Below are 12798 nucleotides of genomic sequence, written 5' to 3' on the forward strand. Positions count from 1 at the left end.
GGAGGGGAGAACCCTTTTTAAAGGGTTTCCCCTCCCCCGAATTTCTTCTCTTTTCTATCTGCCCTTTACCCGCATTTGGTGAAGCCGCACTGCTTGCAGATGTGGCAGCCTTCCTCGAACACGAGTTCGGTGCCGCAGTCGGGGCAGACGGGGTTGGTCAGGGAGCCGTTGCCCGAATCGATGTGCTCGCCGCGCAGGTAGCGGGTTTCGAAGACCCAGGCGATGGCGTCCGGGATGGATTTGCAGAGGAATTTCTTTTGGAACTTGGGGTGTTCGCCGCCGATGTCCTTGAGCTGCTCGACGATGGCGCGCGGGCCCACGCCGGAGCGCAGCGCCAGGGACACGAGTCTGCCGATGGCTTCGGCCTTGGCGGTGATGGACGCGCCGGACTTGCCGATGGTGGCGAAGACCTCGAAGGGTTTGCCGTCCATCTCGTTGATGGTCAGGTAGAGGGTTCCGAGGCCGGTCTCGACCTTCTGGGTGAACCCGTAGACCACGTCGGGCCGTTCGCGCACGAGTTTGGCGGGCTGTTTTCCGTCCTTCTTTTCCTGGCCTTCGCCGGTGCAGAGCACCTGGGAGGAGCGGCAGCCGTCGCGGTACACGGTCACGCCCTTGCAGCCGTACTCGTAGGCTTTCCAGTAGATGTCCCAGATGTCTTCCTGGGTGGCGGCGTTGGGCAGGTTCACGGTCTTGGAGACGGCGTTGTCCGTGTGCTTCTGGAATCCGGCCTGCATCTTCAGGTGCCAGAGCGGCTCGATGTCCATGGCCGTGACGAAGACGCGGCGCAGTTCTTCGGGCAGGAACTCCATGGAGCGGATGGAGCCGAGCTTGGCGACCTCCTGCATCAGCTTGGGGCTGTAGGCGTCGGCCGCGCGCACGGCCTGTTCGAAGAAGGGGTTGGTTTCCACGAGCACATCGCCGTCCATGACGTTGCGCGAGAAGCTGAGGGCGAAGAGCGGCTCCACGCCGGAGGAGCAGCCCGCGATGATGGAGAGGGTGCCTGTGGGCGCGATGGTCGTGGTGGTGGCGTTGCGGTAGGGTCCGAGGTTGCGCTTGCCGAAGGTGGAGTCCGGGTAGGCCGGGAAGGGGCCGCGTTCTTCGGCGAGTTTTTTGGAGGCGCTGCGGGCCTCGGCGCGCAGGAATTCCATGACCTTCTCGCCCAGTTCCACGGCCTGGCGCGAGTCGTAGGCCAGGTGGAGCTGGAAGAGCATGTCGGCCCAGCCCATGACGCCCAGGCCGATCTTGCGGGTGGCCAGGACGCGCTCGGTGATGGCGGGCAGGGGATAGCGCGAGGCGTCGATGACGTTGTCCAGGAAGCGCACGGCGAGATGGATGGCGCGCTTGAAGGCGTCCCAGTCCACGAGGTCGGAGCCGCCGTTGGCGGACTCGCCGGGCAGCACGAACTTGCCGAGGTTGATGGAGCCGAGGTTGCAGGCCTCGAAGGGCAGCAGGGGCTGTTCGCCGCAGGGGTTGGTGGACTCGATCTCGCCCAGGGCCGGGGTCGGGTTGTCGCGGTTGATGCGGTCGAGGAAGACGATGCCGGGATCGCCGGATTCCCAGGCCTTGCGCACGAGGATTTCGAAGACTTCGCGGGCGTTGAGCTTGCCCGTGGTCTTTTTCGTGTGCGGCGCCACGAGGTCGTAGTCATCGCCTTTTTCCACGGCGCGCATGAATTTTTCGGTCAGGGCCACGGAGAGGTTGAAGTTGTTCAGCTCGCCCTCGCGTTCCTTGGCCTTGATGAAGTGCAGGATGTCCGGATGGTCCACGCGCAGGATGGCCATGTTCGCGCCGCGCCGGGTGCCGCCCTGTTTGACCTGTTCGGTGGCGGTGTTGAATATCTTCAGGAAGGAGATGGGTCCGGAGGCGATGCCGCCGGTGGAGCCGACGCGGGCGTCCTGGGGCCGCAGCCGGGAGAAGGAGAAGCCCGTGCCGCCGCCGGATTTGTGGATCATGGCCGCGTTCTTGACCGCGTCGAAAATGCCCTCCATGGAGTCTTCCACCGGCAGCACGAAGCAGGCCGCGAGCTGTCCGAGATCGGTTCCGGCGTTCATCAGGGTGGGCGAGTTGGGCAGGAAGGTCCAGGAGGTCATCAGCTCGTAGAAATCGCGCGCCAGGGCCTCGGGCTTGACCGGCGAGGCGTCGTACTTGGCCTCTTCCGCGGCGATGGCCGAGGCCACCCGCCAGAACAGCTCCTTGGAGCTTTCATAGGGCTTGCCGTTCTCGTCCTTGCGCTGGTAGCGGCGTTCGAGCACGACTTTGGCGTTGGGATTGATCTCCGGTTCCTGTAACGACTTCGGCATGGGAATTTTCGTCATAATCTCTTTTGTCTCAACTGGTTGCAATTAAAATCAAGAAAATCGGCGAGATGTCGTTCGTAAGAAAGCATAATAGGAAAGATTCGCGGCGATGACTAGTAGGGGATCATGCCAAAGGGCCGATCCGTCCGACCCGGACGGCGCAACCCTTCAAAAAAGCGGGGTTAGTCGATCATTATTTTTTCTAGATTTTTTCTAGCTGCTGAATTTTATCAGCAAAATAAAAACGCAATCTGTCCGGTCGTGAACGCGGGACTGGCGGTTTAGCGAAATCCCCGGCCTACGGCAAGCAGAGATGTCCCTTGCCGAAAGCGGGAGCGCACGTTTCCGACGATGGACGAAACGCGCTGAATTTCCTACCACCAAGACGCGCCTCCACAATTCTCCAGCGGGGACAACGCTCATGCGCATACTGCTTCTCGGAACCCTGGCCGCGCTGTTCTTCAGCGCCACCTTCGTGCTCAACCGGGCCATGAGCCTTGCGGGCGGGCCTTGGGTCTGGTCCGCGAGCCTGCGGTATTTCTGGATGCTCGGCCTGCTCGGCGGCGGGCTGCTGCTTTCCGGGCGCGGCCCTCTCCTGGCGGACGCCCTGCGGCTCTACGTCCGGCACTGGCGCTTCTGGACCCTGGCGGGCAGCGTGGGGTTCGGCTGCTTCTACGCGCTGATCACGTTCAGCTCGACCCTCGCTCCGGGCTGGGTCGTGGCCGCCACCTGGCAGACCACCATCCTGGCCACGCCCCTCGTGCTGCTCGCCTTTGGTCGGCGCGTGCCCCTGCGCGCCCTGCTGCTGACGGGCATCATCTTTGCTGGCATCGTGCTCGTGAACCTGGAGCAGACGGACAACGCTCCGGTTTCCCAGGTGCTGCTCGGCGCCCTGCCCGTGCTTCTGGCCGCGTTCGCCTATCCTTTCGGAAACCAGCTCGTCTGGGAAGCCCAGAGCGGCGGCTCGCGGCGCATTCCCGCCCTGAACGAAACGCCCGAAGCCCTGCGGGTCATGGCCGATCCTTTTTGCCGCGTGCTGCTGCTGACCCTCGGCTCCCTGCCGCTCTGGGCCGCGCTCCTCGCCGCCACCTGCCCGCCGCCGCCCGAACCGGGCCAGCTCCTGAACACTTTTTTGGTGGCGGTATTCTCCGGAGTGCTGGCCACCAGCCTGTTCCTGGCGGCGCGGCACCGCGCCCGCAGCTCGGCGCAGCTCGCGGCCGTGGATTGCACCCAGTCCATGGAGGTGATTTTCTCCCTGGCAGGGGAAATCACCCTGCTCGGCGCGGGACTGCCCGGCCCTCTCGGCTGGACCGGAATCAGCCTGACCATGCTGGGACTGGTGCTGTACATTCGCGTGCAGAATATTCGTTGAATATAAGATTATTTCCATTATTACAAATAAATATATTTTGCATTTCCATTGACGGAAGCAAGGAATACCGCGCTGCTTCCTGCTCCGCCTTTCAAAAACCGCCGAGAGTCCGTAAGCTGGTGGCCAGTCCAGCACCAAGCCTTTTTCCAAGGAGAAGCGCCATGCCCTCGAACGTGTACTTCTGGAACCTGCGGGCGAGCATGAAATCCCCGTTCGCAAAACGCATCGCTAAGCTGCTCCGGGCCACGGGCGCGGCCGAGCACGTCAATCCGGGCGATCTGACCGCGGTCAAGCTGCATTTCGGCGAGGAAGGCACCACCACCTTCCTGCGGCCCATCTGGGTGCGCGCCGTGCTCGACTATATCCGCGCCGCCGGCGGCAGACCCTTTCTGACCGACGCGAGCACGCTCTACGTCGGCCATCGCGGCGAGGCCGTTTCCCATGCGCTGCTGGCCCAGCGCCACGGATTCGACGGCCTGGCCCTGGGCGCGCCCGTCATCGTGGCGGACGGGCTCAAGGGCCAGCACCAGGTCGCGGTGCCCGTGCACGGCAAGCGCATCGAAACCGCCTACATCGCGGGCGACATCCACGCCGCGGACTGGTTCGTGAGCCTGAACCACTTCAAGGGACACGAACTGGCGGGCTACGGAGGCGCGCTCAAGAACATCGGCATGGGCTGCGCCAGCAAGCAGGGCAAGATGCAGCAGCACCTGACCACCGGCCCGTCCCTGAACCGCGACGACTGCATCGGCTGCGGCCTCTGCGTCACGGCCTGCGCCGCCGAGGCCCTGGCCCTGGACGGGCCCAAGGGCGAGGGGCGCATCACCATCGACCAGGAACGCTGCGTGGGCTGCGGCGGCTGTTTCCTGGCCTGCAAGAGCGGCGGCCTGGTCATCGACTGGCGCACCAACGTGGGCGAATTCCTGGAGCGGATGATGGACTACGCCAAGGCCGTGCTGGAACCCAAGGGCCGCCCCTGCCTGCACGTCAACTTCGTGGTGGACGTCATTCCCGAATGCGACTGCGCGGGCTACTCGGACGCGCCGCTCTGCCCGGACATCGGCGTGCTGGCCTCGCTCGACCCGGTGGCCGTGGATCAGGCCTCCCTGGATCTGGTCAACCGGGCTCCGGCCTCCAGCCCGAGCAAGCTGCCCCTTTCCTACCAGCCCGGCGAGGACAAGTTCCGCGCGGTGCATGGCCACGTGCCCGAAGATTTCGGACTGGGATATGCCGAAGAAATCGGCCTGGGCAGCCGCGCGTATGAGCTGATCAAGACGTGAGCCCGCTGGGGCGCGGGCCGTGCGGGCCGCGTCAGCCCATGAGGTTGAACACGTCCAGGTTGAGGTCGTGGTGGTTGACGTGCTCGGTGATCCTGACATCCTTGTCCGCGCTGCGGGGCGAGGCGAGGTCCACGTACCGCGTCGGCACGCTGCGCAGCTTGGCGTCGTAGACGACCTTCACCAGCGGCTTCAGCGGCAGGGCCGGGTCCACGGACAGCACCACGCCGTGTTCCCCGCTGCTCAGCCGCACGAGGCTGCCCACGGGATAGATGCCCATGAACTTGATGAACCGTTCCACGGTTTCCGCATGGAGCTGCGTTCCGCCCATGCGGTAGATGCGGCTCATGGCCGCCGAGCCGGGAATGGGTCCGGCGTAGATCCGTCTGCTGGTCTGGGCGTCGAAGACCTCGGTCACGGAAACGATGGGCGTGAGCGGGTGCAGTTGCTCCTGGGTCAGGCTCTTGGGATAGCCGCTGCCGTCGGCCCGCTCGTGATGCTCGGCCACGATGCGGCCCACCACAGGATCCAGTGACGGGTAGGCCCGGAGCATGTCCGCGCCTTCTTCGGGATGCGCCCGCACGATCTTGTATTCCCGCTCCGTCAGCTTTCCCGGCTTGTTCAGGATCACCAGGGGAATGCGCGCGTTGCCCAGGTCGTGCAGCAGCCCGGCCAGCCCCACGAGCCGCATCTCCTCGCGGCTGCGGTCCATGTGGTGGGCCAGGGCGATGGAGAGGACCGAAACGTTGATCGGATGGGTCAGGCTGAACTCGCCGAAATGGCGCAGCTTGAGCATGGAAGCCAGGGCCGTGCCGTTGCGTTCCAGGGACTGAATGAAGCGCTCCACCAGGGCCTCGGCGCGCTCCAGGTCGAGCTTGCCTTCCCGCCGGGCCAGCTCCAGGGCCTTGCGCTCGAACGCGAGCGCCTGGGCATAGAGCTTTTCCGCTTCGGGAAGTTCCCGCGCCAGGGAACCGATCTGCTCCTGCTGAAGCTGCTCGCGCCGGGCGCGGCGGGCCTTTTCGCGGGCGGCCTCCTCGGCCCTGCGGCGGCGCTCCTGCTCGGCCAGCTCGGCGGCCCGTTCCTTGAGGGCCTCTGTCCGGCGGCGTTCCTCCTCCTCGGCCTCGCGGCGCTGCCGCTCCTCTTCCCGCGCCCTGGCCTGGGCCTGCTCCCGGCGACGAAGCTCCATTTCCTCCTCGCGCCGGCGCGCCTCCTCTTCGGCCTTGCGCCGGGCCTCGGCCTCGGCACGCTCCCGCGCTTCCTGCTCGCTCTTGCGGCGGGCCTGCTCTTCGGCGTCCCGCTGCGCCTGTTCGCGTTCGCGGGCGGCCTGCTCTTCCTTGCGTCTGCGCTCCAGTTCGGCCTTGCGCGCCTGTTCCTCGGCCGCGCGGAGGCGTTCCTGCTCCTCGCGCCGGCGCGCCTCCTGTTCGGCCTTGCGGCGGGCTTCGGCCTCGGCCTTTTCCCGCGCTTCCTGCTCGGCGCGTTGGCGGGCCGCTTCCTGCTCGCGCCGGCGCGCCTCCTCCTGGAGCCTGCGCTTGCGGATTTCCCGCTGCCGCGCCTCCTCTTCGGCCTTGCGCGCCTCCTCTTCGGCCTTGCGTGCCGCCTCTTGCGCTTCCCTTTGCAGGCGCGCCCGTTCCTCGGCTTCCTGGCGGGCGCGTTCTTCCTCGGCCCGGCGGGCTGCCTGCTCTTGCGCCTGTTTTTTGGAGGCCTCGGCAAGATGGCGTTTCCGGAGAGCTTCCGCCCTTTTTTGCTCTTCCTCGGCCCGGAGGCGTTCAGAGCGAATGCGTTCGGCCTCGGCACGCCGGGCAGCCTCTTCGGCAAGCTGCCGGGATTTATCCTCGGCGAGTTTTTGTTCCTGGGCACGCAGGCGTTCAAGCCGCTCGGCTTCCTGGCGGCGAAATTCCTCTTCGGCCCGGCGGACGGCTTCCTGCTGCGCCCGCAGCCGCTCTTCTTCCCGAATCCGCTCTTCTTCCCGTATTCGCTTCTCTTCCCGGACCCGCTTCTCTTCGGCGATCCTGCGGCGTTCCCGCTCCTTTCGCGCGGCTTCGGCCTCGGCCTGCTGCCGGGCCTTTTCCTCGGCCTGCCTGCGTTCCTGCAACGCCCGTTGCCGGGCTTCTTCTTCGGCTCTGCGGCGGGCCTCTTCCTCGGCTTGTTGCCGGGCTTCTTCCTCGGCCTTAAGACGGGCTTCTTCCTCGGCTCTGAGGCGGGCTTCGCGTTCCGCTGCGGCGCGCGCCGCGCGTTCCGCCTCCGCACGGGCGGTTTCCTCGGCCAGCTTCCGCTGCTGCGCCTCGCGGCGTTCCCGCTCGGCCTGCTCGGCCTTGCGCTTTTCCTCGGCTTGCTTTTCCTCGGCCCGGAGACGTTCGATCCGAATGCGTTCGGCTTCGGCGCGCCTGGCCGCCTCTTCGGCCTGCTGCCGGGCATTTTCCTCGGCGCGGCGCTTTTCCTCGGCCTGCCGTTTCTGCTCGCGCGCACGGGCCATGGCCGCTGCGCGGGCCGCCTCCTCTTCTTCCCGGCGGGCGCGGGCCTCGTCGTCCTTTCGGCGCTCTTCCTCCCGGCTGCGCTCCTCGGCCTTGCGCCGCTCGGCCTCGCCGCGCGACTGCTCCGCCTGCTCCCGCTTCCAGGCTTCGTAATCGAATTCCGGATCGATCATGACCTCGCTGACGCCTTCGGGAATCAGGCGCTTCACGTCCTCCCAGGAATGGATCGGCTGGTTCACGATGGCGAACGGCTCCGCCTCGGTGCCCTTGCCGTACTGCACCACGAACATGCCCTGTTTCAGGCTGATCTTCTTGACGATCTTCATCCTGCTGTTCGTGGTCACGCCGATTCCCCGCTTTCCGATCTTGGTCTTTTCGTCCGGGCCGCGGCCTTAGAGCCGCCCCTCGGCCGCGAGCCGCCGCACCAGAGCCTCGGCATCCGTCTCGATGTAGTCGGGATGGAACGCTTCCAGCGCCTCCCGGCCCAGGTTCCCGCTGAGCACTCCGGCCGTCCGGCAGCCCGCGGCCCTGCCCGCCGCGATGTCCATGCCGTGGTCCCCGACCATGAGCGCGCTTCCCGGCTCCACGCCGAGCCGCTCCAGGGCCTGGAGCACGTGCGCCGGGTCCGGCTTGAGCGCGCGGGCGTCCTCGCGCGGCAGGAACACGCCGCATCGCCGGACTATCTCCGGAAAGACCGTGCGCACGGCCGCCGTGGAATTGCGCGTGATCACGCCCACGCCCACGCCCCGCGCCGCAAGTTCCGCCAGCAGCGGCTCGGTGAAGGCAAAGAGCCTGCCCTCGCGGGCCGCGTCCAGCTCCGTGGCGTTGACCACCAGCCGCGCCCGCGAATGAAATTCCAGGCCCATGTCGCGGCCTTCGTTCTCTTCCACTTCCGCGGCCAGCTCGGCCATCCATTCCAGCACGGGCATCCCGTTGGCTTCGGGCTCCTCGCCCAGAAACGCGGCGGCCAGCGCCCTGACCCGCCGCTTCATCAGATCGAAATCGATGGTCAGCTCGGCGAGCGTCCCGTCGAAATCAAAAATTATGGCCCGAATCTTTCCCATGCTCACGCCTGCTCCGGTTCCGCTTCCGCTTTCCGCGTTCACGCTTGAAGTTCATGCAATTTCGATCCTGCCGCGCGCACTTCTTGCGATTCCTCGCGGCTCGGAGTAAATATCCAATTCATGGACCGTTCCGACAACAATCCCGGTGGCTTCGACGCACTCGTGGTCGGGGCCGGTCCGGCCGGATCCGCTGCGGCGCGCACCCTGGCCCTCGGAGGCCTGCGCGTCGCGCTCATGGACCGCGCCCTTTTCCCCAGGCCCAAGCTCTGCGGCGGGCTGCTGACGAAAAAAACCCTACGCGCCCTGGACGCCGCCTTTGGGCTATGCCGCGAAGCCCTCGTCGAACAGGGCGTCATCTTCGGCCAGTCCGACGCCTTTTCCCTCTACCATCGGGACAGGCTGCTCCATTCCGGCACCGCGCCTTTTCCCTTCCACTTCGCGAGCAGAAGCGCAATGGACCACCTGCTGCTCCGCAAGGCCGTCGAGGCCGGGGCCGAACTCGTCCAGGCCAGGGCAATCGACTGTAATCCGCAGCGGGGCACGGTGGCAACCGAAGACGGACGAACCTTCCAGGCGCGCTTCATCATCGGCGCGGACGGAGCCAACAGCCGCGTGCGCCGCGCGCTTCAGCCCGACAAGAACCGCTGGCGCTGCAACCTCGCGGACAGCATCGAGCTGCGCATCCCCCGCGACGGCCTGGCCTCCCCCCTGCGCGATCTCCAAAAGCCGCTGCTGCACCTCGGCTTCAACAAGGCCGGGTACGGCTGGGTTTTTCCCAACCCGGAACACCTCGTCATCGGCATGTGCGGGCTGCGGGAGAAACGCCCCTTGCGCGCCAGCCTCCAGGAATATCTCGACACCCTCCACATCCGCACCGAGCAGCGGCCTCCGATGCAGGGCCATCCCCTGCCCTACGGCAATTGGCTCAAAATCAGCGGCAAAGGCCCCCTGCTGCTCGCGGGCGACGCGGCCGGGCTCGTGGAGCCGACCCTGGGCGAAGGCATTTTCTACGCCCTCATGAGCGGCAAATACGCGGCGCTCTCCGTGCTCGATCAGGTCCGCAACCTGGGCAGCGCGGACGCGCTCTATCGGCGGCGGCTGGAAAGGAATCTTTTTCCTGAACTCAAAGCTTCGAATATGCTCAGAAAAATCCTGCTGACCGCCGTGCGCGTCCACGGCTATGCGCCCGTGTCCCTGTTTCTGAAAGCCGGAGGGTCCAAACTCGCAGAAATGGTCCACGGCGAACGGAGCTACGCCCTGCTGCGCAGGAAACGCTGGGAATGGGACTGAAGCATTTTGGGATGAGGCGAGAAAAAGGGCAGAAAAAAGGCCAAGAGAAAAATGCTTGGAGAAGATGCCTCCGGCGGCCCAGGGGCCCGCGGCCCCTGGGAACCCCTTTTGCCGACCGCGACCAGCGCGGTCGGGCGGGTGCAATAGAGAGCTGGAGAGGTTCGGAAAGCTGGATTCGGGCGCGGACCGGCTATGAGACGAAAAAAAGCCGGACGCCCTGGAGCGTCCGGCTGGAATTTTCCGATACGTTTTGTTTGATCGCGGGTATTTCTCTCTGGAAAGGAGAAATATCACCGCTTGCTTCGCTTCAGGCTAGAAGAAGCAGTCGATCTCCTCGACCGGCTGGGTCAGGCTGAAGTTCCCGTCCAGAATCCACTTCTTGAGCTCGTCGGCCACTTCCACGGACATGGGATAGGAAGTCAGCGGCACGGTGGCCACCTTCTTGCCGTCGAGCACGATCTCCCCGGACTGGAGTTCCTCGAAGGTCACATGTCCGAGCACGCGGGGCACGCCGTTGGGATAATCATAGCCGTAATCGCGCACGGGCACCTGGATGTCCGCGTTGGACACGCCCGTATGCCAGGCGATCTCCTCGTTGAGGATGGGAATGGGGATGCCCACGCCCACGGCCAAGGAGCAGCCGTAGCCCACGATGGACACGCCGCGCACATAGCGCGGGTTCATCTTCTTCATGTCGCCCTTGAGCATCAGGGTTCCGGACGGCGTGGTCGGAATGCCGTACTCGTTGCGGGGCGGCTTGGGGTTGTGCTGCGTTCCGGAGCCGATCACATAGCCCACGCCGCCGCCCAGGAAGATGCGCGTGCCCAGGCCGATGGTCTTGAACAGCGGATCGTTGAACAGGGGCGAAAGCTCGCCCGCCGTGGCGTAGTTGGCGTTGCGGGACTTGGGCTTCAGCGGGCCCATGTAGGTGTAGATGGTCCGGCTGGTCAGGTTCACGGCGCAGTTGTAGTTCTGGTAGCAGTTGCGCGGGTTGAGCAGCCAGGCATTGGGCAGGTCCGCCAGGGTCACGTCCTTGTCGAGCTTGCGGCGCGGATAGCAGTCCGTTCCGTAGGCGCGGGCCTTGAGATGCACGGCCTTGCCGCGCAGCAGGTCTTCGATGACGTGGCCGCCGCCGTAGACGAAGCGGCCGGGATAGACCTTGTTCAGGGGATCGTCCTCGGCGGGCTCGGTGGCGCCCATGTAGCCGTCCACCGCGGCCAGGCCGGAATAGGCGGGCACGTTGTTCAGCCAGAGCTGGGAAACCTTCATCACGGGCGGTTCCTGCCCGATGTTGAAGAGCATGCCGGAAGAGCACATGGTCGAGAACGTTCCCGTGGTGACCACGTCCACTTCCTTGGCCGCCTTGACCTTGCCGAGGCGGCGCACTTCCGCGGTCATTTCTTCCGCGTTGAGCACGACCGCCTTGCCTTTGCGGATGCGGTCGTTGATTTCCTGGATGGTTTTATTGACCTGATGGGTGGCCACGGGTACCTCCGTTCATACATATGGCTTGGAAGTCTTTGATAGTGTCTCAAATCGTTTCCGAAGGCAATTTTTTTCCGGGAACCTGCCTGCGGCCCCTTGTGCGCCCTTGGCTTGGGGGCTTTTTTGAGCTATATAATGATACGTTCCGACGCAGTCAGAAGCGTTGCTCTTCATTCCAGAATTTCTGCAATTATTTCTACAACCTGAAAAGTCAGCAAAGACCCGGCCTTGAACGCAAAGCAAGCACTTCGAGAACACCTTCTTCAGACCAGTTCGGAACAGGAGCTCCGCCGCTGGTTCGACCCGCTGGACGTGGACATCGTCCCGGCGGAACGTCGCGCCTCCGTGCTCTTTCCGCACGGCTTCTTCGCGCGCTGGTTCGAGGGCACGATTCAGGACAAGTTCGAAGCGCAGCTGAACTCGTTCCTCGGCGGCGAATACACGATCCGCTACAACACCCCCTCCAACGGCGGGGAGAACGGCCGCGCGGTGGAGACAAGCACCAAGGCCGTGGGCTTCCCCTTTGATTCCCAGTTCATCTTCGATTCCTTCCTGGTGAACAAGAAAAACTACTTCCCGCTGGCCTCGGCCCGGGAGGTGACCAAGCAGGCGGGCACGCTCTTCAATCCCTTCCTCATCTGCGGGGAGCACGGTTCGGGCAAGTCCCACCTCCTGCGCGCCATCGCCAACGAGATCAGCAAGAAAGCCGACCCCGCCTCCCTGCTGCTGCTCTCCATGGACGAGCTGAAGAACCTCTACAGCACCACCTTTTCCGGCGACGTCTTCCGGGCGCGCAACCATATTTTCTCCCACGACTTCCTGTTCATCGACGACTTCCACCAGATCCAGAAGTACGACGGCATGCAGCAGGAAATGATCATTATTTTCAACCATTTCTTCGATCGAAAGAAACAGATGGTCTTCTGCTGCCAGGACAAGATATCCTCCTACGACTATCTTGATCCGGTGCTGCTCTCCCGGCTGGAATGGGGGCTGATGGTCTCGCTCAAGCAGCCGGACCTGGAAGTGCGCATCGACTACATCCGCGAGCAGGCCAAGCTCAAGAAGCTGCCCCTGTCCAAGGAACAGATCCTGACCCTGGCCCAGCGCTTCAAGGATTTCCGCTACCTTCAGGGCATCCTCATCAAGCTGGTGGCCTTCCGCGAGCTGGTCCGCAAGGACATCTCCAAACGGGATTTCGAGCAGATCCTGAACAACACGGAAGAAACCACCACGGAAACGCTCAAGTCCGAGCACGTCATCTCCCTGGTGGCCGACCATTTCGGGGTCAGCGTCAAGGAGCTGAAAGGCAGCAAGCGCCACGCCCACATCGCCCAGGCCCGCCAGGTTTCCATGTACCTGTGCAAGACGCTCCTGCCGGTTTCCTACCCGGCGCTGGGCAGGACTTTCGGCGGCAAGGACCACTCCACCGTGCTCTACTCGGTAAAAAAAATAGAGCAACTTCGGGAAGATGACCCCACAATGAACAGCCTGTTGAAAGAGTTGAAGAAGAAATGTCTGCTTTACGGCAGAGAGTGATCC

General features: G+C 64.5%; 8 protein-coding genes. 4 read left to right on the top strand and 4 right to left on the bottom strand.

Translation table 11 applies throughout. The features are described 5' to 3' along the window. Nucleotides 1–65: 65 nt before the first annotated feature. Nucleotides 66–2315: a vitamin B12-dependent ribonucleotide reductase gene (locus G452_RS0109170; protein WP_022661960.1), complete on the bottom strand. Its 2250-nt coding sequence runs from the start codon at nt 2313–2315 to the stop codon at nt 66–68. A gap of 403 nt (nt 2316–2718) precedes the next feature. On the opposite strand from G452_RS0109170, the gene G452_RS0109175 reads away from it, so the two are divergent. Beyond that, nucleotides 2719–3669 (top strand): DMT family transporter, encoded by a 951-nt coding sequence (locus G452_RS0109175; protein WP_022661961.1) that lies wholly within the window; start codon nt 2719–2721, stop codon nt 3667–3669. A gap of 161 nt (nt 3670–3830) precedes the next feature. Continuing rightward, on the top strand, nt 3831–4949 hold the full coding sequence (locus tag G452_RS0109180; protein ID WP_022661962.1) for a DUF362 domain-containing protein: 1119 nt from the start codon (nt 3831–3833) through the stop codon (nt 4947–4949). 31 nt (nt 4950–4980) lie between these two features. Here the strand turns inward: G452_RS0109180 and G452_RS20565 are convergent, their stop codons facing one another. Continuing rightward, complete coding sequence (locus G452_RS20565; protein WP_155887623.1) at nt 4981–7761, bottom strand: HD domain-containing phosphohydrolase; 2781 nt, start codon at nt 7759–7761, stop codon at nt 4981–4983. Between the two features lie 48 nt (nt 7762–7809). Beyond that, entirely contained in the window at nt 7810–8481 is a 672-nt protein-coding gene (locus tag G452_RS0109190; protein ID WP_027189138.1) for an HAD family hydrolase, read from the bottom strand. 120 nt (nt 8482–8601) lie between these two features. Between G452_RS0109190 and G452_RS0109195 the strand changes: the two genes are divergently transcribed. Beyond that, the gene (locus tag G452_RS0109195) at nt 8602–9771 is read left to right on the top strand and encodes a geranylgeranyl reductase family protein (RefSeq protein WP_022661965.1); all 1170 of its coding nucleotides are present in this window, start codon (nt 8602–8604) and stop codon (nt 9769–9771) included. Between the two features lie 312 nt (nt 9772–10083). Here G452_RS0109195 and G452_RS0109200 read toward each other — a convergent pair whose 3' ends face one another. Then, nucleotides 10084–11256, bottom strand: a complete 1173-nt coding sequence (locus G452_RS0109200; protein WP_022661966.1) for a homocysteine biosynthesis protein — start codon at nt 11254–11256, stop codon at nt 10084–10086. A gap of 228 nt (nt 11257–11484) precedes the next feature. On the opposite strand from G452_RS0109200, the gene G452_RS0109205 reads away from it, so the two are divergent. After that, nucleotides 11485–12795, top strand: coding sequence for a DnaA ATPase domain-containing protein (locus G452_RS0109205; protein WP_022661967.1), 1311 nt, complete (start codon nt 11485–11487; stop codon nt 12793–12795). Nucleotides 12796–12798 lie beyond the last annotated feature (3 nt).

It is taken from the genome of Paucidesulfovibrio longus DSM 6739, from assembly GCF_000420485.1.
In the GTDB taxonomy this organism is placed as follows: Bacteria; Desulfobacterota; Desulfovibrionia; order Desulfovibrionales; family Desulfovibrionaceae; genus Paucidesulfovibrio; species Paucidesulfovibrio longus.

Bases quoted from the DNA above. Each gene is read 5' to 3' on its own strand.
- G452_RS0109170 (WP_022661960.1), bottom strand. From the start codon at position 2,315: ATGACGAAAATTCCCATGCCGAAGTCGTTACAGGAACCGGAGATCAAT.
- G452_RS0109195 (WP_022661965.1), top strand. From the start codon at position 8,602: ATGGACCGTTCCGACAACAATCCCGGTGGCTTCGACGCACTCGTGGTC.
- G452_RS0109190 (WP_027189138.1), bottom strand. From the start codon at position 8,481: ATGGGAAAGATTCGGGCCATAATTTTTGATTTCGACGGGACGCTCGCC.
- G452_RS0109180 (WP_022661962.1), top strand. From the start codon at position 3,831: ATGCCCTCGAACGTGTACTTCTGGAACCTGCGGGCGAGCATGAAATCC.
- G452_RS0109175 (WP_022661961.1), top strand. From the start codon at position 2,719: ATGCGCATACTGCTTCTCGGAACCCTGGCCGCGCTGTTCTTCAGCGCC.